Source organism: Verruconatronum alginivorum (assembly GCF_056590205.1).
Map to the genome: position 1 here is coordinate 1,003,251 of NZ_JBWPVQ010000001.1, position 23,515 is coordinate 1,026,765.

The following is a 23,515-nucleotide window of genomic DNA, read 5'->3' on the forward strand; positions in this document are numbered from 1 at the left end:
GATTTGCCAGACGTTGTCCAGCTTTTTTTGGTTAAGCAGGTGAAAATCTAAAAAGCACTCATCAATCAGAATGGTCTTTGCCGTTGTTTTTCTGTTGTGAGTAAATGCGCGTCAAACATGGTCAGGGAATCCATTTTCTCCAAGACGCTGCCGAACGTCAGTCCAAGAGCCAGACCGGTCTGGCGAGGCCGGAAGATGACGGGGAGGCAATCGGCGACAAACGAGATGTAGGCTTCCACACGATCCTCCTTCTGGTGGAGGTTCAGGCGCAGAGGCAAAAATCGCCTTTGAGGTTTTGTGGACTTCCCTTCAAAAAGGTTTTCTCCAGCTTCGTGAGGTTAGTCTACCGCAATTCCACCCTGGAAATTATCGAATCAGAAACACCGATTCTCCGCCTTCTCCTTTGCGATCTTCGCGCCCTTTGCGGTTCAACTCCGGACCGTCAGCATCTGCTACTTCGTCATGGGAGGCTCAGCTACTTCGTCGTCCAATTCCTCAGCGCGAACGCACGATACGAAATGGCCGGGGACGATTTCGCGCAGGGCCGGGGGTTGGCCGCGGACGTCGCACTTGCCCGAGAGGGCGTGCGGACAACGGGGGTGGAAACTGCATCCGGCGGGGAGGTCGGCCGGATCGGCCGCTTCGCCTCCGATGCCGAATTTCAGTTTGGTATCCGGATCCGGATACGGGATCGCCGACAACAACGCCCGCGTATACGGATGCCGGGGCGTCGCGAACAACTCTTCCGTTTCCGCCAATTCCACGATCTTCCCGCCATACATCACCACCACGCGGTCGCAGATGTGACGGATCACGCTCAGGTCGTGGGCGACGAAGATGTAGGTGAGGTCGAACTCCTTTTGCAGGTCTTCCAACAGGTTGATCACCTGAGCCTGCACCGAGACGTCCAAGGCCGACACCGCCTCGTCGGCGACGATCAGCGAGGGGCGCATGATCAACGCCCGCGCGATCCCGATTCGTTGGCGTTGACCGCCGCTGAAGGCGTGCGGGTAACGGACCCGGTGCTCCGGCTTCAACCCGACCCGCACCAGCGCTTCCTCGACCCGGCGCTTCAACTCCGCCCCTTGGGCCAGATTGTGCAACATCAACGGTTCGCCCACGATGTCGCCGACGGTCATCCGGGGGTTCAACGACGAATACGGATCCTGGAAGATCATCTGCATCTCCTGACGCAACGGCTTCAACTGCTTGTCGTCGAGTTGGGCCAGATCGACTTCGCCGTTCGTCGCCTGGAAGGTCACTTTCCCGGCGGTCGGCGAAAAGGCCCGCATGATGGCGCGGGCCGCCGTGGTCTTGCCCGACCCGCTCTCCCCGACGATCCCGAGGGTCTCTCCCCGCTTCACGTCAAAATGAACTTGGTCGACCGCCTTGACCGTTCCGACCTGCCGGCTGAAAAAGCCTTTGCTCCGGATCGGGAAATGTTTGCACAAGCCGCGCACCTGCAACAACGGCTTCGCCCCGGCGCCATTCTTCTCGGCCTTCTTGTGCTCGGAAGCGCCCCCGGCGATCTCGACCGCGTCGGTCCGCTCCTTCTCCGCGCCGCCGAGGATTTCCTCCACCCGGTGACAAGCGATCTTCGCCCCGTCCTCGAACTCGCGCAACTCTGGCGGTCCGCCGACGTCGCAGCGGCCCGGTTGAGCATACGGACAACGGGGGTGGAACGGACATCCGGGCGGAATGTCGAGCAGCGACGGAACCGTGCCTTTGATCGCTCGCAGCCGCTTCTCGCGGACGTGGATACTCGGCAGGGAATCGAGCAATCCCATCGTGTAGGGGTGGCGCGGCTTCCGCAATAGCGTCCGCACGTCGGCCTGCTCCACCACCCGGCCGAGATACATCACCGCCACTTCGTCGGCCATCTGGGCGACGACTCCGAGGTCGTGGGTGATCAACAAGACGGAGGTGTTCATCTCCGCCTGCAGATCTTTGATCAACTTCAAAATCTGGGCTTGGATGGTGACGTCGAGGGCGGTGGTCGGCTCGTCGGCGATGAGCAACTGCGGATTGCAAACCAGAGCCATCGCGATCATCACCCGTTGGCGCATCCCGCCGCTGAACTCGAACGGATACTGCTTCAACCGTTTCTCCGGTCCCGGGATCCCGACCCGTTTCAACATCTCCACCGCCAGCTTCTCCGCCTCGGCCTTGCTCACCTTCTGGTGAGTGAGGATCGCCTCGCAGACCTGGTTGCCGATGGTGTGGACCGGGCTCAGCGCAGTCATCGGCTCCTGGAAGATCATGCTGGCGATACCGCCGCGCACATGGTACAACCGGTCGTCCTTCTCATACAGCGAGGCGACGTCGATGGTCGATCCATCTTCCGGATACAACTTGATCTCACCGCCGACGATTTCCCCCGGTTTCTGGATCAGCCGGAGTATCGAATAAGCGGTGACACTTTTGCCGCAACCGCTTTCGCCGACGATCGCCAGCGTCTTCCCCCGCTTGAGGGTGAAGTTGACCCCGTCGACCGCCGGAATCCGGCCCTCCTCGGTGAAGAAGTGGGTTTGCAAATCCCGGACTTCGAGGACCGTCTTGGAAGCCGCCGGTTTGCCGGTTTTAGGTGTGAGAGTGGAAATGGAACTCATATCAATTGGTTAACCACTGATAACCACGAATAGACACTAATCATAAGCAGTGTTTGCTCTTCATTCGTGTCCATTCGTGTTCATTCGTGGTTGAATATCCGTTTACCGTGAAGCGTAGGGATCGGCCGCGTCGCGCAGGCCGTCACCGAGGAAGTTGAAGGCGAGGACGGTGACGATGATCGGGATCACCGGCATTAGGAGCCATGGATAGTTGGCCACCGCCTGCAATTGCATCGTGTCCTGGAGCATCACCCCCCAGCTCACCACCGGCGGCCGGAGACCGAGGCCAAGGAAGCTCAGCGCCGTTTCCCCGAGGATCATCGCCGGGACACTCAAGGTGAGCACCACGATGATGTGACTGGTGAAACCGGGGACCAAATGCCGGAACAAAACCCGCTGGTGACTCGCCCCGAGCAACCGGGCGGCGATCGCGTAATCCTCTTCGCGAAGCGAGAGGATCTTGCCTCGCACCACCCGGGCCAGACCGGTCCAACCGAGCAAACTCAACACCACCGTGATCCCGAGATACATCACCATGATCGACCAATCGGCCGGCATGATCGCCGCCAGTGCCAGCCAGAGCGGCAACTGCGGGAACGAATTCACGATCTCGATCAAACGTTGGATAAAGTCGTCGACGTAGCCTCCTTTATAACCGGAAATCCCTCCGATCACGATCCCGAGGACGAAGGTCAGGAAGATGGCGATCAACCCGATCGACAAGCTGAGCCGCGCTCCGAAAATGATCCGGCTGAAAATGTCGTGCCCGTATTTGTCGGCCCCGAGGAAATAGAAGGCGAGCCGATGGTCGGACGTCACCTCCCCGCCGACCGCCCGGTGATCGACCCCGAAAAAGCGGCGGTCCCACTCGAACAATCCCCAGAAGCTGTAGGGCTCCCCTTTCACGAAAAAGGAGAGCGGCACCACCTCGTTGGGAATCGCCACATAATGGCGTTGGAAGGTGATCGGATCGCGGTCCCGCACCATCGCGTCGACATACCATCCGTGTTCGAGGTTGAACTTCGGCAACTGCGGGGGCGCGTGCATGTAAGAGAGATCCCGCCAATCGCGCGGATACGGAGCGAAGAACTCCGCGAAGAACGAGACGAAATAGAGCAGCACCAGTACCCACAAAGAGAATACGGCCAAATGGTGTCGACGGAAACGGAGCCCGATCAATTCCCATTGGGAGAGATGACCGAGGCCGACCTGTTTCGGCGCGGCCGCGTTCTCCACCGGCTTTTCCGCCGGAGTCTCCACCGAGTTCTCGGCGGGCTTTTCCGGCTCTTCTTCCTCTTTTCGAATCAAACCAACCATCAGCTACCTCCCATCCGGATGCGGGGATCGATCCACATCAAAAGCAAATCGCTCACCAGGGTTCCAAACACCGTCAGCAAACTCAGCACCATCAGCATCGAGCCGGCCAAATACATGTCCTGCGTCATCAACGCGCTCAACAACAGCGGCCCCACCATCGGCAGACTCAAGACGATCGCCACGATCGCCCCGCCCGACACGAGTTGCGGGAAAATACTGCCGATGCCGGAGACGAACGGGTTGAGGGCCATCCGCACCGGGTATTTGAACAACAATTTCATCGGCCGCACCCCTTTGGCGCGCGCCGTCACCACATACGGTTTGCGCAACTCGTCGAGCAGGTTGCCCCGCATCACCCGGATCATCCAGGCCGTCCCGGCCGTCCCGAGCACGATTACCGGAATCCAGATGTGCTTCATCAAGTCGTTGAATTTCGCCCAATTCCATTCCGGCTGGGCGGCGTATTCCGGCGAGAAAAGACCGCTGACCTGGGCGTCGAAGACAGTGGCGCTGACATACATCAGGATCAGCGCCAGCAGGAAGTTCGGGATACACATCCCGATGAATCCGACCAGGGTGAAAAAGTAGTCCCCGAACGAATACTGTCGCACCGCCGAGTAAATCCCGATCGGGATCGCCATCGCCCAGGTGAACAGCACCGTAATGACCGAGATGATCACCGTCAGTAGGATCCGGTCGCCGACCACGTCGTTCACCTGTCGGGTGTCCTCCATCGATCGTCCGAGACTTCCTTGCAACAATCCCTTGTCGGCGGAATCGAAACTGAGGAACCACGGCAGACCAAGCCAGCGGAAGTAACGGACCACCACCGGATCTTCCAAATGGAAAAGGTCCCGTAATTCCTTGATCTCCTGGATCGCCGCGTCGTCCCCTTCCATTTCCAGCTCCAGGATCCGGGCCTGGATAAAATCGCCCGGCGGCAACTGGATGATCGTGTAAGTCGCGATCGAAATCACCAGCAACGTCGGAATGAGAATAATGAAACGTCGTCCGATGAACGGGTGTTTGACCGCGAGCAGCACTCCGCCGAGCAGGATCGATCCCCAGATCAATGTCTTGAGCGCGAAACTGACGAAGTCCCGGGCGGGGGTCGCCACGGTCCGCTCCCCTTCCTCCGAAAACTCGACCCGAAGCGACATCCGGGGATCGGGCCGGACTTCGACCATCGAGCGTTTCATCGCCGCGATGGCGCCCGGAGAGTCGAAGGGGTGGTCGAAGAAATAGGTCTCGATCCCGGCGTTCGCGGGGGTGCTGAAAACATGACCGACGATCGCATTGCTCGGCACATTGCGGAACCCGTTTTGGACGATCACCAACTGCGGCGGCGGAGTGCTAATGTTGATGCTCCAAACGTTTTCGGCGGCAATTTCGAAGGCTTCGTTGAAAATATCCCGCTGTTCTTCCAAGGTTGCCGCTCCCAAGGCTTCTTCCAGGATATCCATCGTCCGGCGAAGGGGATGGTCCATCGCCGGCTCAAGCGCTCCCGGACGGTTTGCCACGTCCGGATTTCCGTAGAGTCCGCCGAACCGGTACCACGCGGCGTATCCGGGCGCGAAAAAGGAGTGTCCCACCACCGGCACGAAGTTCCGCGGCTCCACCAACGGGTAAAACTCGCTCTCCCCCGTCCAGACCGTCAGGTCATGCTCCAAGGCTGACTGCTGGCGCTGCCAGAGGCTGCGGGCCCGGTCCTGCAACATCACCCGCACCCCCACCTCCGACCATTGGGTGGTCAAGAACGGCGAAGGCCCGGTGCCGGTGAAATCGGTGACATGCAAATAAAACGTCATCCGGGTGCCGTCGGGGAAGGTGCGGTAACCTTCGCGGTCGCGACGGTCCAGACCGATTTCATCGAGCAACGCGTTCGCCCGGTCGGGATCGAATTCGGTGAAGCTCTTGAAGAGCTCCGGGTGATGAAAAAACGATTCCGGCCCCGGCTCCAACTGAGCGGCTTCGGTCTCGCCATGGAACTCCGCGGTGATAATCTCATCGCGGTTGATCGCGAGCGAAAGGGCTTGGCGGAACCGCTTGTCGTTGAGCAACTGGTTTTTCCATTTGGTCTCCGGTCGCTCCGGATCGACCCGTCGGTTGAGGTTCGGGAAGACCACGAAAGTGGAACGCGACCCTTGAAACCAGTGGTAAACGTCGTAGTTGTTCCGCTCCCGCTCGCTCATGTAGAGCGTGTAATCGTCGTAGCGGATGTTCCGCAGCTGCATTGTGATGTCCCCGGAGGCCGCCGTCACCGAAATCATCCCTTCCGAACGGATGTCGAAAAGCATCCGGTCGACGTAAGGCAACTGATTTCCCTCAGGATCGACGACCCAGTAATACGGATTGCGGACGAAGTCGTACGGTGGGGTCCCCTGGTAAGTCCGCGGGACCCACGGCCAGAGGCGCGGATGCTCGGGATTGCGGAAATTCTTCAACCGGAAATAGGCGGCCCGCGGACTGATGACCCCTTGCACCCGCATCATTGCCCGGATCATCTCCGGATCGCCCAACTCCGGGTGAAAGGGCCGCAAATAATGCTCCGGCACCCACATTTCATACCTCGCCAACCGCTCGGGAAACAATCCGTTCGGATGCGGAAAGGTGAAACGGACGGTGTAGTCGTCGATCATTTCGATCTCCCCGAGATCCCCCCGGATCAACATCGCATTCGGTCGTTGGTCAAAATGTTTGACCTCGTGGCGCCACCAATAATCGATGTCCCGCGCGGTGAACGGGCTGCCATCCGACCACCGGATCCCCCTGCGCAAATGCACAATAAACTCGCGGCGATCTTCCGAGGCTTCCCAGGCCCGGGCCAAATGCGTTTCGAGCGGATATCCCATCGGCGACCAACGCAACAGGGTCGCCCCGGACAGACGCCACGAAATCATCCCGACATCACTTTCCGAGACCGCGACCCGGTACCATGTCCCCCCGTAGTTGCCGATCCCGTCGCGCCCGGTCATCACCGCCGGCTCTGGACCGACCCGCTCGGCTACCGGCGGCAAGCGGCCTTCCTCGACCAACTCCGCGAGAAACGGGGACTCTCCTTTCGGAAACCACGCCCCGTCTTCGCCCTCGGAATAATCGACCCCCACATGCAAGACCGGCGGATTCTCGGGATCAAATGACAGATCCCTGCTTCGCTCAACCGCCGCCAAAGTATCGGGATCGGGCGTGATCCGCTCGGCTCGGATGTCCGGCCGGAAAAACCACCCGAACACGTAAAGCACTCCGACCAAAAACAGGCCCGCTGCGGCAAACCACCCGAGGGAGGTCAATAAATTCTTGTATTTCAACATCTGGAGGAGTTTCGAAATTGCATCAAGCCGACCGAACCCGGCCTAGGGGACCACGATTTCCAAGGACCTGTTCCACGAAACCGGCTGGCACCCGAAGCAGGTCTGTTCGATTCAGTTTCCATCGTCAATTTTTTCAAGGCCTAAAAGCTCTAACATCGTTGAACCTGTAAAGCAGATCGGATTTAACAGACCCACCCGGGTTGGTAAACCGTCCGGCAATGGGACACGTAACACCGTCTCTTGATGCGCGAAATCACTCAGTTCCGGCCGACTCGACTCCGTTCACCGAAGCCTCCGGAATAAAATGGTCGATCAAACGGCCTTCCCGGTCGATCACTTTCAAATCGAGGAAATCGCCTTGAACCGTCAACAAAATCACGTGGCGGATCGACTGGGCCCGCTCGAGGTACCAGGTCTTCTCCACGTCGTGGGTCAACCGTTCGCCGACCCCCCAGGAGCCGTCCCCCATGAAAACAATGCCGGTTTCGTCTTTCCGTTCCCCCCGGATCGGAACGGTCCGTTTGTAGGCATGGTCGTGGTTCTCGAACGCCACCCGCACCCCCGCCTCTTCGAACAAGGGAAGCCAATGCTCCCGCACGCGTCGGCTCGTCCACCCGCCGAACGGGCGCACCGACGGATAGGCCGGCACGTGGTAGACCGGGAAAATGTGCCGCACATGCTCGCGCCCGGCGAGGGTTTCGGCCAACCATTCGAGTTGTCTTCCATCGACCGGCCCGGAATGGTCGCTGTCGAGCAGAACGAAGCTCATGTAGTCTCCGAAATCGAGCACGCCGTACCCGGGGTGCCCGGGAAAGGCGATGAGGCTGTAATAATACGGCGCGATTTCTTCGCGGAATGCGTCGGTGTCCTCGTAACTCTCCCGGCCGCGTTCGGCTCCCCAATAAAACCCTCCGACGACCTCGTGGTTTCCGATCGCCATGATGACCGGAACGACCCGGCCATCTTCCGCGACCAAGGTTTCCTTCATCACCCGGAAGAACGTGTAATCCCGCTCGACCCGCTCCGGCCGTCCGTCCGAATAGGCCAGATCCCCGCCCCAGACGATGAAATCCGGGTCGAAACGCATCGCCACCAGATTGACCTGCCTCATCCAGGCTTCCTGGGAAAGCACGTCGCCGCCCACCGCTACGCGAATCGGGCGATACGCTTCCGTCGGCATAGTCCGGAATTTGTAGAATCGGCTAGGCAGGTTCAAATCCAGATTCCGGATACGAAATTGATGCTCCGATTCCGGATCCAGCCCGGTGATCTCCACGGTGTGGACGTAACGGTCGGAGAACGCCATCGGCCGGCTCTCCGGTTCCGCCACCCGGAGGCGGTCGCTCCCCAGCGGAGCGTGTTCGATGGCGGTATCATCCGCTTTTCCTTCGGTATGCCACTGGATGGTCATCGTCGTGGTCGGATCGCTCTGCCAGCTGAGGTACAAAGCCGGGGGCACCACGGTTCGTTCGTCGATGGCCACCCTCACGCCGAACGCGATGTCGTCGCTGCCGCGGAACCGGTTGTGCACCGAAGCGGTCAAAACGTTGCGCCCCTGCCGCAGGGGCGGGTCCACCACCTCCAGCGTTTCATGGTCGGCCCACGGAGTCGTATAATCGGTCGTCGCGGTTTCGAAGTCGATCTCCCCGTCGGGCATCAACTCACTGCGGGCGATTTCTTCGCCGTTCAGATAATAGACCGCGCCGTCGTCGATGATTTGCTCGATTTGCATCCGCCGGTTGTCCATCTCCCCGGCGTATTCGAATTCGATGCGGAAGTAATAAACCAGCAGGTTCTCCGCCAGGCCGGTTTGCAACCCCGGCGACGGCCACCGGTCCACGCGTCCCGAGGTGTCGTAGCCGAGGACCCCGGGGCCCTCCGCCCAATCGGAGTCATCGTAATCAAACTCCCGCCACTCAGTGCCGAGATCTTCGTCCCCGTCGTGGTAGCGCCAGACCGAGTCGAATTCAACGACCGTTTTCGCCTCGGGATTCCTGATCGCGCCGACCACGGGATCGCTAAAAACCGAGACCGCGACGACCCCGAGCGAAACGAACGATATGAAACGAAGGATGGGAGTGGAGTGCTGCTTCATGGTCATGGTGGTGGCTCTGTTCATTCCAAATGATCCTTTAAAAACGCGGCCAGCAACGGGCGCAAATCAAGCTGTTCCGGATTCAGACCGTAGGTATGGCCGGCGCCGTCGATCCGATGGTAAACATGGGGAACGCCGAGATTCTGCAACGCCGCGACCAGGTCGTCCGATTGCGACACATCGACCGTGGCGTCTTCGGTCCCATGGGTCACGAACATCGGCGGTGAACCGCTGTGGAGATGTTCGATCGGCGAGGCCATCGCCCAGACTTCCGGCGCCTCCATCCGGGAGACGTCGAGAAAGTGACTCCCTCCCCAAACCCTCACGTCCGGGATGCCGTAGAAATTGACGATGCAGCGGACGCGGTTGTCCTTGAAGGTGTACAATCCGCCGGAGTTCAATTCGTCGTGGTCCGGGGACAAGCCGGTCAACATCGCCAGATGGCCGCCGGCCGATCCTCCCATCACCCCGATCCGCTCCGGATCGATCCCCAGCGTTTCCGCGTTTACTTTCAGAAAGCGCAGCGCCGTCTTGCAGTGGAAAATGTTGTCCGGCCAGCCGCCCTTCACTTTCGGACTGCTCCATGGCTCCCCTTCGTATTGGGTCAAGCGGTAACTGATGCTGATCGCCGCATACCCCTGGTCAACCATGAAATGGGCGAACTCCCGCTCGCGCCAGCCCGTCTTCGAACCGGTCGCCCAACCGCCGCCGTGGATGATGACCATCGCCGGACGCGGCCCGCCGCTGGTATCGGCCGGCAGATAAATGTCGAGCTTCTCCGGTACCGTATCCCCCAGGTAGGTGACATCCGAATACAAATAAAAGGGCGTCTCGGCCGGAGTCGTCCTCTCCTCCGGCTCCCAATCGGCAAGGTCGAACGTCCACTCTTCCACGAAACCGACCTTCACCCGCATGAAACGGGCGTCGGCCCCGGAGACCGGGGTCTTGTCCCGCGCCGTCAGACTTCCGTCGGACTCTTCAGACATTTCCATAAACTCGCCTCCGCTCCGCCACTCCTCCAAATCCGAGGAGACCTCCACCTGCAAAGCCACATCGATCGCATCTTCATTCCTGGAGAGGCTCAAGGTCAAAAAACGTTCGCTCTCCAAGGCCGCCAGGGAGGGAACGGGCAGCTGGCCGCGCCCGGTCGTCGCCGGATCGAGCCCCAAGGCGTACGCGACCGCGTTGGGCAGGCCGTTGCCGTTCGGGTCCGCCCAGGGATCCCCTTCGCGGGGCGAGGCGAACGCCCGCTCAAACCGCCACAATCCGTAGGTCAACGGCGCCGCCGCCGGTTCCGGCACCGGGGTGACCGCCTCCCAACTAATTCCAATCCGAATTTCATCGAAATGCGAGGCATACAAATTATCGGCATCCCCCCGGGCCGAAAGCCGGATCCAATCGGCCTGGACGGAGCTGTCGAGCGTGGTGGAAAACATCCACTGCGTCGGTTCGTCGGCGGGCAACGGTCGCACGGCACTGAAGAAATCGAGATACACCGCATCGCCCGACTCGGCCGAAGTGACGATTTTCAGCACCGCGAGGTAGGTCTGATTCGCCTCCCATCGGATTCCCGACGGCCCGAGGATCGTCGCCCCACCCTGGACCCGCATGTTGAAACGCCCCGTTGAACCGCCCGTGCTGGCGGCGGAGCCGAGACCGAAGCGGATCAGCGAATCATCCGGCCAAAAACCGCGCGCCGTCGAGGTCGCCAGGTAAACGAACGCGTCCGACTCGGCCAGGCTGTTCCCCCGCAGAAGGACGCTGACGTAGTAAATGCCGTCCGCCCCGAAATCGATCGCGTCGGCGAACTGCCGGTAAGTTTGAATCCAGTGATTCGACTCTCCCCCATATTCGGATCGCAGGTAACCGCCGGTCGTTTCAAACGGAAACCCCGGGTTAAGGCTTTGACCTTCGCCCCCTGAAACCCCGGCCATCCGATTCGACAAAAAGGTTCCCTGGGCGTGGTTGGTCCAGCCGCCCGCCCAACCAAAACCGCCCGTGGGTCCGCCGGAGACGTCGCTGAGCCGGGCATTGCCGGGCATATAGTCAAACCCTTCATACGCCAGGATAGACGCCTGGGATACCGCAGGTGCCGTCCAGGCCGCCAGGCACCAGCCGAGCCCGCCGAGAATGTTTTTGATGTTCATATCAGGGTTCTACGATTTCACTCACTCCTCCGGCTCCGCGAGATCCACCCGCAACCGCATGAACCGCTTTTCGACGGATTCCAAAGGGGTGTTGTCGCGGGCCCGCAAAACTTCGCTGTTGTCGATCAGGATCGTGGTATGGGCCGGGCCGCTCTCCCACTCGACGAGGTCGGACGAGACCTCGATCGCCCATTCCGCCTCGACCGCGGCCGGATTCCGCAAAACGGTCAGGGTCAGATAGCGATTTTCCCCGGCCTGGCCGACTTCGGGGAGCGGCAGGAGCGCCCGGTTCGACTCGAATGGATCGAGGCCCAGCGCGTAAGCCATCAAATTCGCGACACCATCCCCGGACGGATCGGCCGATGGATCGCCTTGGTCCATCGCCGCGAATCCCTGCCCGTCCCGCCATGCCGCGTAGGTGAGGAGTTCCACCGGAGGCCGCGCCACCGCCGCGCCCCAAGTACGGCCGAGGCGTAGTTCGTCGAAATCGGCGCGATAGGGATTTCCCGACTCTCCCCGTGGATTGATTCGTATCCAATCCGCGGTCACGTCGCTTTCAAAGACCACCGCCATCGGCCAATCGAAGGGTTCGTTGATGGGCACCGGGCGGTCGGCGTGGAAAAACCGCACCGAAGCGACATCGGTCGTATCGGCGGAGGCCACGATCCGTAAAACCGCGAGATAAACTTTTCCCGCCTCCCAGGTCTCTTCCGACAAAACGACCTCCCCGTCGCCTGTCGCGAGGACGAAACGGTTCGATCCAAAAGTGGCTTGCGATCCAAGTCCGAACCGGACGACCCCCGCCTCCGGCTCGAGCGAGGTCGTATCCTGCAGATGAATCAGCGCGTCGGAATCCGCCACACTGCTCCCCCGCAGCAAAACGCTCAGATAATAAACTCCGTCGTAGCCGAACTCGACGGGATGAACCAGTTGCCGGTAGGTCTGAAGCCAGATCTCGTCCTGCCCGCCCCAGTCGGAGCGAAGATGGTTGCCCGTGGATTCGTAAGGGAATCCGGGGTTGAGAGTCCCCATGCCGATCCGGTTCGACAAAAAGTTGCCCTGGACGAAATTAGTCCATCTCCCGGCCCAACCGAAACCGCCCCAGGGGCCTCCGTTCACACTGTACAACCTGCTTCCTCCGGGATTGTAGTTAAATTCTTCATACGCCAGGAACGGTGTCTCCTCGATGACGATTTCATCGACGAACCACGCATGGTCCAGGCCAAAGGAAAACCCTTCGAACAGGACCTTGAAATCCGCCGTCATTTCAAAGCCCGAAAGGTCCAACTCCTCGTGATGCCAGACTTCCCGTCCGGCGGTTGGATCGATGGTCAAAACCGTGTGCCAGTCGCCGTCGAACACCTTCACGAAGGCGCCCTCGAACTCGGGGGAGTCGTCGAGCTTCCAAACGAAACGCAAGACGGGCCGATTGACGCCAAGAAGATTGTATTCCCGCATCGCCCGCCCGAAGCGGGTGATGGCGATGCTCTCCGCGCCGCTGAAACTGATCTCGTCCGTCAACCCGGCCCAGGTCGAAAAGAGCCATCGCTCCCGGCCTTCCACGTCTCCGGCTTCGAACCGATCGACGTGAACCGGTTCCCGGGGGAGCACCTGGATCGTGACGGTCGCCACGTCACTCGGCCATTCGCCGTCGTCGACGAGGAAGGCGAACGAGTCGGTCCCGATGAAACCGTGGTCCCCGCGATAGACGAGTTCCGGGAACTCGCCGGTCAACGTTCCATGCGAGGGAGCCTCCACTAGCTCGTATGCCAGGGGCAGGCCGTTTTCGCTGTGCCCGCGGACCCGCACCGTCGCTTCCCTTCCCCGGAGAACCGATACGGTCCGGGAGTGGGCGACCGGCCGGTGGTGGACGTCCAGATCTCCGCTCCTGGGCAAGTCGCCCGGGGCCAGCAGGGGCAATCCGTCCCAAATGGTGAATAGGTTTTCCCCTTGCTGGAGGTTCGGAAACGGACCGGGAACCACGGCCATCGCCGCGGGATCAAAGGCCAGATCCAGGGTCAGAGTCCGGCTTGTTTCATCATAGTCGGCCGTATTGCCGACGCTCAGGATGCTACCCTCGTCGACCTCGACATCGTGATGAGCCCAAAACGCCTTCCATTCGGCAAACGTCAAAAATCCGTCATTTGCCTGAAGAGTCGATACGCCGGGCGAGTTCTCCCCCAGATCGGGGTGTAAAAAATCCGAGCAAAAGACATTCAAGCTGGGACGCGGCGGCACCCGGAAATTCCGGGTTGGCGCGAAGGCCCGGGCACCTTGCTCCGCTTCGTACACATTGCCGCTCGATCGAACCGGACCTCCCTTGTGCGAGGGATAAGGCAACTCCATCAATTTTCCCGGATGAATGAACAAATTTTGTCGAATGGTGTGATTATCGGTCCGGGAATCCGGATCATTGAGATGGGTCAACTCGACCGCGGAGAACGAGGGGGAGTCGTTCGCAACAAGGTTGTGACGGAAAGTAGCACCGGAAGCGTTGTGACCGTAAAACCGGTTTCCCAGAAAGATATTCTCTTCGACGACGACGGCATCCCAATCGTTGAGCGCCTTCTCCAGAAAAACGCCGCGGCGTCGCGCGGGCAACGAACGCGAGGCCTCGACGGTGTATTCGTTCCCGACGAACACGTTGTCGGCGATCGTCACGCCGACCCATCGGTTGTCGAGCCAAATCCCGGCGGCCTTGTTGTGTCCGAAATAATTGTCCTCGATCCGGCTGTCGAGAAATTGATGCGCCTTGAACCCGGCCGACTCCCAACGTTTCTCTCCGATGAAATTGAAGGCGTTGTTCCGCAGGATCACGTTTCCTTCCAAGGTCAGATCCCGGGCCGCCGACGCGATCACGCCGCCTCCGCCATTGTCGACGATATGATTGTTCCGGATGACGATGCCCCCGGGATGGTTGTTCGCCGACTGACGCCCCGCCCCTTCCGGGATGCTGTTGGTCTGCGGATCGAGCGAAAGCACGCCGGCTTGGATCCCCATTCCGCTGGCGTGACGGATGATGTTGTTTTCAATCACCCAGTTGTGTCCAAAACGGGTATCGATCATTCCAAGCGCGGCCGCCTCCTGACGCATCCAGAAGTCGCGCGGGTATTGGTTGGCCGCGTGCTCGATGATGAAACCGTCCAGATGGATATGCCCCAGACCGGTCCGCTGGGGGGCGAAGACGGTCCGCCGCGTGGTGATCTCCACCCGTTCGTTTTCGGGGGTCCCGGAATGGAAATGGACATGGATCCGGTGGGTGGACCGGTCATAGGCCCAGGTTCCCGGGTTCCCCGGAAGCTCGGAGACGAAAGGTCGCTGCTCGTAGGGGGTCCCGTTGACGAAAACTTGCCCGAGGGTGAACCGGAGATCCGGATCAGCCGAAGGGTCGGTACCGTAATACCATTCGGCGTATCCGTCCCGGTCATACGGTGTCGCGGTAAAAGGAATCCGAAACGGGTCGGGGCCGTCCCAATAAACGTCGTCCGTGAACATAGCCGGTGCGGGAGCCGCCTGGAAGATGTTATCCGACACGGGAACCCAGTCGGTCTCCCAAATATCGGAGCCTTTGATGAAGACGTTTTTGCCCGGTTCCGCGACATAGCGGATCGGGTTTCCGGGAGTCCCGCCCCGGGCGGGAGCCACCCGTTCGCGGTAAACCCCTTCCCGCACCAGCACGGTGTCTCCCGGTTGCGCCAACTCGGCCGCCCGGGAGATCGTGCGCAACGGGGAATCCGCCCGCCCGTGGTTCGCGTCGCTGCCCGTCGGCGAGACGTGCAGGAAACCGTCGGGGGTGACCGATTCCCAGGTGGTTCCGACCCGCAACTCGTCGAAGTGGGACCAAAAGGCGTTGGTCGAGTTGACCCGGCCGTTCAACCGGAGCCACGCCGCCTGGCTGCCGCTGTCGAACTCGGTGGTCAACATCCATTCCTCGGGTTCGGTCGGGGGGAACGGGGACCCGGCATGGAAAAACGAAACCGAAAAGGTGTTGGTCGAATCGGAAGAAGCGTCGATCTTCAACACCGCCAGGTAGACTTTTCCGGCCTCCCATGGCTCGTCCGAAACGACTGCGTTTCCGTTTCCGGTCCGCAGCGTGAACCGATGGTTTCCGCCGAAACTGGCTTGCGAACCGAGCCCGAACCGGACCATCCCGGTGTCGAAGGTCGTCGCGGTCGAGTCCTGGATGTGAACCAACGCGTCGGACGAAACGACGCTGCTTCCCCGCAGCAACACGCTGATGAAGTAGACGCCATCCTCCCCGAGGTTGATCGGGTGCGCCAGTCGCCGGTAATTTTGCGCCCAGCGGGGATCGGCCCCGCCGTATTCGGCTCGCAGATGCCGGCCCGTTCCCGCGAACGGGAACCCGGGGTCCAAGCTTGCCCCAACCGCCCCACCCATCCGGCTCGACAGATAAGTGCCTTGCACGTAATTCGTCCATCCCCCCTGCCAGCCGAATCCCCCGATCGGGCCGCCCTCCACTTCGGACAGCCGCGCTTCACCGGGATTGTAATCGAATCCTTCATACGCCAGCAGTTCCGCCGTCGCCTCCGGGGCCAAAGCCCGCAGCGCCAAAAGGACGAGCCCGCCGGACCAGATCCGTTTGAGGAAAGCCTGCTTCATCGCTCTGTCCGAAATTCGTCGAGCTGGAGACCGATTCGGCCGAGCGGAATCGCCTCGAATTCCTCTTTCGCCATCAATTCCTCGGCGAGCGCGATCAACTCGGGCCGTGACATGGAGGCCGGGTCGGAGGCCCGTCCCTGGAGTTCCCGGTTGTTCTCGGTCTGGGCCCAGGCCTCGGAGCCGTGGAGAAAATGAAGGCCGGCGGCGCTGTCGACCAGGATGTTGCCGATGATTCGGTTTCCCACCGGCGCGTAGGGTTCGTTTTCCGGCAGTTCCGCCAGGCCGGGGTAACGGTCGCTGTAAGGAGGCCGGTCGAACGGCACGGCCCGGAGCCGGTCCCAGATTCCCCAGCGCCCGTCGGGCTGGGCGTATTCGCTGGCCCAGGTCAGGCCGCGGGCGTCGAGGCGCACCCCCCGGTCTCCTCCGACGATGAGATTGTTTTCGACAACATTGTCGCGACCGCCTCCGACCAGGATCGACCGTCCTCCGTCGTGCAGGAGGTTCCCGCGGATCGTCACCCCGGAGGTGAGGTCGTCGAGGTAGATCAGGCTGACCCCGTGCATCGGAATCGGCTCGAAGACCACCCCGTCTTCGCTCGATCCGGTCGCCCCATTTTGGAATTGCAGGGAATGGTGGCTTCCCGAGTGACGGAGGATATTGTGCTCGATGAGGTGTCCCCGGCCGGTCCAGTCACGCCCGATGTAAAAGGCCCCGGCGTCGTCGGTTTCGGTCAAAACCCGGAAAACCTCGTTCCGGGCGATGCGGTGGTCGTTGCCGGAAAAATTGATCGCGAGATGGGGCGCGTCGTGAATCAGGTTGTTCTCGGCGACGTGCCCTACCCCGAACAATTGGACCGCCCCCCGGTAGGTCCGGGCCCACCGGCTGAAGTTGTGAATATGGTTGTTGACCGCGGCGTGACCTCCCGGCTCGAGCGTCTGCCGGTCGCCGCCTTCCAACCGGATGCCCCGTTCGCCGAGGTTGTATAGATCGCTGGATACGACGCGGTGGTTTCGTCCCCCGGCGACCCGGACGCCGTCGCGGCCAATGTTGCGGATGACACACCCCGCCACCGTGATTTCTTCTCCGCCGCGGATCTCGATGGCGTGGTCACGGCCCGCTTCCAGGATCAAACCTTCGAAGCGGACGAACGAAGCACGGTCGGCCCGGATCAACGGTTCCTGCACCAGGCTGACGATCGTTTCACCCGGATCGTTCGCCGCCCCTTCCGGCGGCCAGAAGTAAAGGATGCCGGTCCGCCGGTCCAAATACCATTCGCCGGGCGAGTCGAGTTCTTCGAGCAGATTGTAGACGAAAAACCGCTGCCCCTTCCGGAACCCGTATTGGTGCTCCGACCCGAGGGTGATTTTCCGGTTGGCGTCATCAACGCGTTCGATCGGCGTATGCTCGTCCGCCCAACCGTGATACCAATAACCGTAAGCCCACGGATCCGGCGCTCGGGTCCATCGTTTCACCCGGGCGGTCTCGACCCCGATGGTCCGGGCCGCCGCCCCGGTCGCGTCTTTGTCCGGAATCGATCCGATGGTCGTCCAGCCCTGGTTCGGCCAACGGGCGAGGGTCATCGGTTCGCCGTCGTGAAAAAGTTCGAGCGCGGCCCCGGCACGCTCCAAGGAAAAACCGCGACGCTCCAAGGTACCGAAGTTTTCGATACCTTGCGCCTTCAGGTCCGCCTGGACCACGTTACCGCGGGCGGCCTCCGGGAGCCGGTCCAGCACCGCGGCATCTTCGACCGCTCTCCATTCGCCGATCATTTGCCCTCCGACGATTCGAACCGGTTCGGATTCGTTCCCCTCCTCTCCACGATAGGCGCGGTAAACGACCGGAGCCCGATCGGTACCGGAATCGTTCGCGCCCAACCGGAAGGAGGACCGCCGTTCATGGATTCCGCCATGGAGATAGACGACCGTCTTCCGGTCGCCTTCTTCCCGGCGCAATTCACGGACCCGGTCCCTCGCCGCTTCGAGCGTCGCCAGGGGGGCTTCACGGGTACCGTCGGCGGAATCGTCACCGGCGGGCGAGACATGGATGACGAGCGGCTCCCCTCCCTGGCCGGCCCCCAGACATCCCCCTCCCGCGAGGATCGCCACCGCGATCCCGAAGATCAGCCCTCGCCCGCGCCGTCCCCGCGACCCGGAATTTCCTGATTTGTCATTCATGTCATCCATCGGTTTTCCTCGGTTTCAAGACTCTTCTTCAATCGTTCCCGCACCGGCGCCAATCCTTCTTCTTCGATCCGGTTCGTCCGCTCGCCGGGATCCTCGGACAAATGGAATAGTTGCCAGCGGGTTTCCCCGGCCTCGTCGCGCAACCGCGACAATTTCCATTCCCCATCGATAATGGTGCGGGAATAGTCTTTGTAAAAACTGTGAATTTGATCGCGCCCCTCCGCCCGGTCGTCCCGGAGGGTCCGGACGAGACTCCGGGCATCGGCCACGCTCTCCGGAACCGGCACCCCGGCCAACTCGCAAAGTGTCGGGTAAAGGTCCGGTGTATGAACTTTTTGCTGACGATGGCCATCTTGGGGAATTCCGGGGCCGCACAGGATCAAGGGAACCTTGATGCTGTGCTCGTAAACGTTTTGTTTCCCGAGCAATCCATGGGAACCGAGTCCGAGGCCATGGTCCGAGGTGTAGACCACGATGGTGTTCTCCATTTCCCCCGCTTCCCCGAGCGCCCGCAGCATCCGGCCGATGCAGAGATCCATGTGGGCGATCATCCCATAATAATCGGCCCAATGCCGCCGGATGTCCTCCTCCGTCCGGGGATGCGGCGCGAGCAATTCGTCGCGGATCCGGTCGTCTCCGATCCGGTGCGGATGCTCCGGCAAAAAGTTTTCCGGCGGCCGGGCTTTCGGCAGGTAGCGATCCCGACCGAACTCCGGCGGCGGCGTCCTCGGATCATGGGGCGCGGTAAAAGCCACATAGAGGAAGAAGGGGGCGGCGTCCGGCTTCCGGCGTTCGATGAATTCGACGGCCGTCCCGGCGAAGAGATCCGACGAATGCCTGTTTTCGCAGTAGTGCCGGTGCCGGCCGTAGTTTCCACCCGGCTCGTAGTCCTGGACCGGCGTCTGGTAATGTTCGTCCATTCCGCCGAAGAACAACGCCTTGCCCCCGGAGAACGACCGGTTGAGCGCTTCCGCGTCGTTGTGCCACTTTCCGACCGCGAAGGTTTCGTACCCCGCCGCCCGGAAGGTTTCCCCGAGCAAAGTCTGGCCGGGAGCGATTCCGGACCCGGAGCCGGGGATCAACGCGTTTCGGGGATGGTTTCCGGTGTGCAACGCCGCCCGCGCCGGGGCGCAAACGGCCGGGCAATCGCTCCCCATGTGGTAGCAATTCGAATACGCCGTTCCCTCGGCGGCCAGACGGTCGAGGACGGGTGTTTCAACCGGATGGTTTCCGGCGCCGCCGAATACTCCGGCGCGGTGGTCATCGGCGATGAGGAAAAGGATGTTGGGCTTGCGATCTGTCATCGGTTGGTTTTGGCAATGCGTGAACAGGGACGGCGCGAGGCGCCCTCCTTCGGGGAAGATTGGAACAGCTCGAGATCGCTCCCGCGACGTCCGGCAGCGATCATGTTCCGATCAGGCCCGCCGCCGCAAACGGTAAACGAAAAGCATCGCCAACGCTCCGACCGCCAAAGCCGCATGGCTCGGCTCCGGAATCGGCGTCACCGAATCCCAGGTCGTGCCGATGCGGATTTCGTCGAAGGTGGAGTGGATCGAATTATCGGCGTTGCCCTGCGCGAACAATCGAATCCAATCCGCTTGAATACTGCTCTCGGTTGTCGTGCTCAGGAGCCATGATTCAGGCTCCGACGTCGGCATCGGATTTCCGGCGCCGAAGTAGGAGACCGAAACGGTATCGGGGCCTGTTGCGGATGTCGCGATTTTTAACACCGCCAGGTAGGCCTGGTTCTCGTTCCAGGTATTTGCCGATTGCGAAAGGATTGTCTGTTGCCCAGGCACCCATAGCGTGAACCGTCCCACGGCGCCTCCGAAACTGCTGGCGGCTCCGAGCCCAATCCGCACCGCGCCACCACTGCCTCCGAAGTCTGTCGACCTCGAACCACCCAAATATAAGAATGTATCCGAAGACTGATGGCTGCTGGCGCCCATCAAGACGCTTACGTAGTAGGTGCCGGTCCCTCCAAAGTCAATCGGAGTGGATAATTGACGGTAAGCATTACGGTATTTGGGATCATTCGTTCCCAACTCGGTTATCAAATGGCGTCCGGCGGTTTGAAAATCAAACCCCGGATCCAAACTTGATTGAGTGCCGCTGACCCGATGGGTAATGAAATTCCCATTGTCCACGTTAACCCAGCGTCCAGCCCAACCGAATCCGCCGTCGGGCGGAGTATGGAGAGAGTTCAGCCTGGCACCTCCCGGGTTGTAATCAAATCCCTCGTAGGCGAGAAGTTCCGCGTGAGAGGTTGTGGCGGAAAAGGAGGCGACTCCGAGGGCGAAACAGAATGTCCGAAGGATGGTTTTTGCGGTCATAATCTTGGAGATGAGTGGGTGAAATGAAATGTTACCGGGTTGGATCGATGTTTTGAAGGGTGACGTCGTTCACTGAGACGGATGCGACATTGGAACCGACGAAGAGGACGTTGGCCCGGCCATTGTGCCGGTGGAAACCGAACAATTCTTCCCAGGCCGGCGGACCGAACCATCGCTGGGTCATGGCGGGCGTGCCGTCCATCGAATTATCGACGATCAGGATCATCCGCGAGGGATCGGGGATGTCGCCAAGGCCCCGCGGGGTCTGGCCCATCAGATCCCGCATCACAAAACGGTTTGCCGCGTATCCACGGGCGTCCCCTTGATTCGAAGGACAGTTGAAAAGGTGGGCGCTTCCCGGTTCCCGGAAAGCATTGTCTCCGATCCCGGCGTTTCCACCGTCGTAATACCCTGCGAGGTACGGCAGCGAGCCGCCCCGGGGGCGTCCATCCTCGTAGAATCCTTGCACATACTGGTCCCAAACCCAGCCATCCCGCTCTCGCCATCCCGGGAGGCGATCATCGTTTTCATTCAGGTAGATCCCGACCAGCAACCCGATCTGCCGCAGATTCGACACGCAGTTGCTGGCCCGGGCCGACTCGCGGACCCGGCCGACCACCGGGATCAGGATCGCCGCGAGGATTCCGATGATGGCGATCACCGTCAACAATTCGATCAGGGTGAAACCGCGCCGGGAATCCATCCCGGCCCTGCCCGATAAAGTAGTTCTGTTGGTTTTCATCGCTGCTCCTTTTATTCGGCCAGATCCACCCGCAACCGGATGAAACGCCCCTGGTTCTCCTTAAATGGTTGATTGTCGCGCACCTGCAGGAAATTCGGCTCATCCTCTTCGATCGTCGTGTATGCGGGACCGCTCCGCCAATCGACCAGGTCGGAGGACACTTCCACCACGTAATCGACATCGGTCAAATGACCTTGGCGGAAGACGGTGAGGCCGAGAAAGTCTTCCTCCCGGGCGATCGGCGCGACGGCATCCCAGGTCTTTCCGAGACGGAGTTCGTCGAAGGCCGACTCGATCGTATTATCGGCGTTGCCGCGGCCGAACAACCGGATCCAATCGGCTTGGAGGTTGCTGTCGACCGTCGTGGTCAACAGCCAGTTTTCCGGCTCCTCGGACGGCAAGGGATCGTCGGCGCCGAAAAAGGAGACCGACAAGGTGTCCGGGCCGCTAGCCGAGGTTTCGATTTTCAGCACCGCGAGATAGGTTTGATTCTCCTTCCAGGTATCCGAACTGGTCGTCAACCGGGTGCCGAGCCCGTTGTCGGCCCAAAGGGTGAATCGGCCGCTGGCGCCCCCGAAACTGGCTGAAGCCCCTAACCCGAGCCGGACCGCCGTGCCGGGTCCCCCGAAATTGGTATGGATCGAATCGGCCAGGTAAAGGAAGGTGTCCGAGGACGTATGACTGCTTCCCCGCATTAGAAGCGAGAGATAATGCACTCCATCCACCCCGAAATCGACCGGCGCCGCGAGCCGTCGGTAAACACTCTGATAGCCGCTGGGGTTGCCGCCCAACTCCGTCCGCAAATACCGGCCCTCCACCGGATACTCGAAACCCGGATCGAGACTGACGCCGGCATTCGCGCCTGTTCGATGGGTGATGAAATCGGTCCCAAGGGAATTTCTCCACTTGTCGGCCCACCCGAAACCTCCATCCGGACCGCCGGTCACTTGGTGCAGGCGTTGATTGCCGGGCTCGTAATCAAAACTTTCATACGCCACAAGGTTCGGATCGGCGTCGAGGGGCTCGATGGTGAAGGTCCCCACCTCGCCGCGCGGCAAGGCGAACCTCGACGCCACCAAAGGATCGAGGCCGAGGGCGTATTCCATGACATTCGGAATCCCATCCCCGTCCGGATCGGCCGCTGGCTCCCCATCCTCCGCAGATTGCAAATTCCGGGCGTCGCGCCACGCGGCATAAGTGGTTGGAGGAACGGGAGCCACCGCATCCCAGGAGGTGCCGATCCGGATCTCATCGAAATGGGAGTCATACGCATTGGACGAATCCCCCCGGGCCGACAACCTGACCCAGTCGGCCTGGGCGGTGCTGTTCAGAGTGGTCGCAAACATCCAAGTCGCCGGTTCTTCTGCCGGCAAAGGCCGATTGGCCCCGAAGAAATCGAGGAAGATGGCGTCGTCCGACCCGGCCGAGGTGACGATTTTCAAAACCGCCAGATAAGTCTGGTCCGCTTCCCACCGGATGCCGGACGGTCCGAGAATCGTCTCTCCACCCTGTGCTCTCAGATTGAATCGTCCCGTGGAACCGCCAGAGCTGGCGGCGGACCCGAGCCCGAACCGCACCAGCGAATCATCGTTCCAAAACCCCCGTTCGGTCGAGGTCGCCAGATAGACGAGCGCATCCGAGTCCGCCAGACTGCTTCCCCGCAACAGGAGGCTCACGTAGTAAATGCCCTCGGCTCCGAAATCGATCGGATCGACGAGTTGCCGGTAGGTCTGGATCCAATGATTCGAATCCCCCCCGAATTCCGACCGCAGATAGCCGCCGGAGGTTTCAAAGGCGAAACCAGGGTCGAGGCTCCGCCCGAGGCCACGGGAAACACCCGCCATCCGGTTGGAAAGAAACCCCCCGCCCAAGTGATTCACCCAGTCGCCAGCCCAACCGAATCCGCCGTCCGGTCCGCCATCCACTTGATGAAGGCGGGCATTTCCGGGAGTGTATTCAAATCCCTCGTACACCATCAATTCCGCGTGCGAAGAAACCGAAAAGAGCCACGAAAAGGAAAGAGCGGAAAAAAGGGCTGCCGTTTTTCGAATGATCATAGGTAAGGGTTGTTCCATGGATAAATGAAGCTGCAGGGCCGCGGGAAGGACATACCTCCGCTTGATACAACTCACTTTCCGTCGCCGCCTCGGAAGTGTCA

General features: G+C 60.9%; 12 protein-coding genes and 1 pseudogene. All 13 read right to left on the reverse strand.

Translation table 11 applies throughout. The annotated features are described in order from the left end of the window. Positions 1 to 65 precede the first annotated feature (65 nt). The 13 genes and pseudogenes from ACWUI2_RS03415 to ACWUI2_RS03475 all read right to left on the reverse strand — a co-directional run bounded on the left by ACWUI2_RS03415 (position 66) and on the right by ACWUI2_RS03475 (position 23,414). Positions 66 to 278, reverse strand: coding sequence for a hypothetical protein (locus ACWUI2_RS03415; protein WP_486981465.1), 213 nt, complete (start codon positions 276 to 278; stop codon positions 66 to 68). A gap of 174 nt (positions 279 to 452) precedes the next feature. Beyond that, positions 453 to 2,609 (reverse strand): ABC transporter ATP-binding protein, encoded by a 2,157-nt coding sequence (locus tag ACWUI2_RS03420; protein ID WP_486981466.1) that lies wholly within the window; start codon positions 2,607 to 2,609, stop codon positions 453 to 455. Positions 2,610 to 2,711: 102 nt separating this feature from the next. Then, positions 2,712 to 3,926 carry an ABC transporter permease gene (locus ACWUI2_RS03425; RefSeq protein ID WP_486981467.1) on the reverse strand — a complete coding sequence of 405 codons (1,215 nt, stop codon included), beginning with the start codon at positions 3,924 to 3,926 and terminating at the stop codon, positions 2,712 to 2,714. Further along, complete coding sequence (locus tag ACWUI2_RS03430) at positions 3,926 to 4,966, reverse strand: ABC transporter permease (RefSeq protein WP_486985035.1); 1,041 nt, start codon at positions 4,964 to 4,966, stop codon at positions 3,926 to 3,928. The genes ACWUI2_RS03425 and ACWUI2_RS03430 overlap by 1 nt, the downstream gene beginning before the upstream one ends. Positions 4,967 to 5,584: 618 nt before the next feature. After that, positions 5,585 to 7,237, reverse strand: a pseudogene (locus ACWUI2_RS03435) (ABC transporter substrate-binding protein); the annotation flags it as partial. A gap of 253 nt (positions 7,238 to 7,490) precedes the next feature. Further along, a complete protein-coding gene (locus ACWUI2_RS03440) occupies positions 7,491 to 9,356 on the reverse strand; it encodes a purple acid phosphatase family protein (protein WP_486981468.1) in 1,866 nt (621 codons plus the stop codon). Beyond that, on the reverse strand, positions 9,353 to 11,479 hold the full coding sequence (locus ACWUI2_RS03445; RefSeq protein WP_486981469.1) for a prolyl oligopeptidase family serine peptidase: 2,127 nt from the start codon (positions 11,477 to 11,479) through the stop codon (positions 9,353 to 9,355). Before ACWUI2_RS03445 ends, ACWUI2_RS03440 begins: the two co-directional genes overlap by 4 nt. Positions 11,480 to 11,500: 21 nt before the next feature. Beyond that, entirely contained in the window at positions 11,501 to 16,099 is a 4,599-nt protein-coding gene (locus tag ACWUI2_RS03450) for a right-handed parallel beta-helix repeat-containing protein (protein WP_486981470.1), read from the reverse strand. Then, positions 16,096 to 18,273 (reverse strand): right-handed parallel beta-helix repeat-containing protein, encoded by a 2,178-nt coding sequence (locus tag ACWUI2_RS03455; RefSeq protein ID WP_486981471.1) that lies wholly within the window; start codon positions 18,271 to 18,273, stop codon positions 16,096 to 16,098. Before ACWUI2_RS03455 ends, ACWUI2_RS03450 begins: the two co-directional genes overlap by 4 nt. Further along, positions 18,270 to 19,586 carry a sulfatase-like hydrolase/transferase gene (locus tag ACWUI2_RS03460; RefSeq protein WP_486981472.1) on the reverse strand — a complete coding sequence of 439 codons (1,317 nt, stop codon included), beginning with the start codon at positions 19,584 to 19,586 and terminating at the stop codon, positions 18,270 to 18,272. Before ACWUI2_RS03460 ends, ACWUI2_RS03455 begins: the two co-directional genes overlap by 4 nt. A 111-nt stretch (positions 19,587 to 19,697) precedes the next feature. Further along, complete coding sequence (locus ACWUI2_RS03465) at positions 19,698 to 20,615, reverse strand: hypothetical protein (protein WP_486981473.1); 918 nt, start codon at positions 20,613 to 20,615, stop codon at positions 19,698 to 19,700. 31 nt (positions 20,616 to 20,646) lie between these two features. After that, positions 20,647 to 21,357 (reverse strand): type II secretion system protein, encoded by a 711-nt coding sequence (locus ACWUI2_RS03470; RefSeq protein ID WP_486981474.1) that lies wholly within the window; start codon positions 21,355 to 21,357, stop codon positions 20,647 to 20,649. Between the two features lie 11 nt (positions 21,358 to 21,368). After that, the gene (locus tag ACWUI2_RS03475; protein WP_486981475.1) at positions 21,369 to 23,414 is read right to left on the reverse strand and encodes a hypothetical protein; all 2,046 of its coding nucleotides are present in this window, start codon (positions 23,412 to 23,414) and stop codon (positions 21,369 to 21,371) included. Between the last annotated feature and the right edge of the window lie 101 nt (positions 23,415 to 23,515).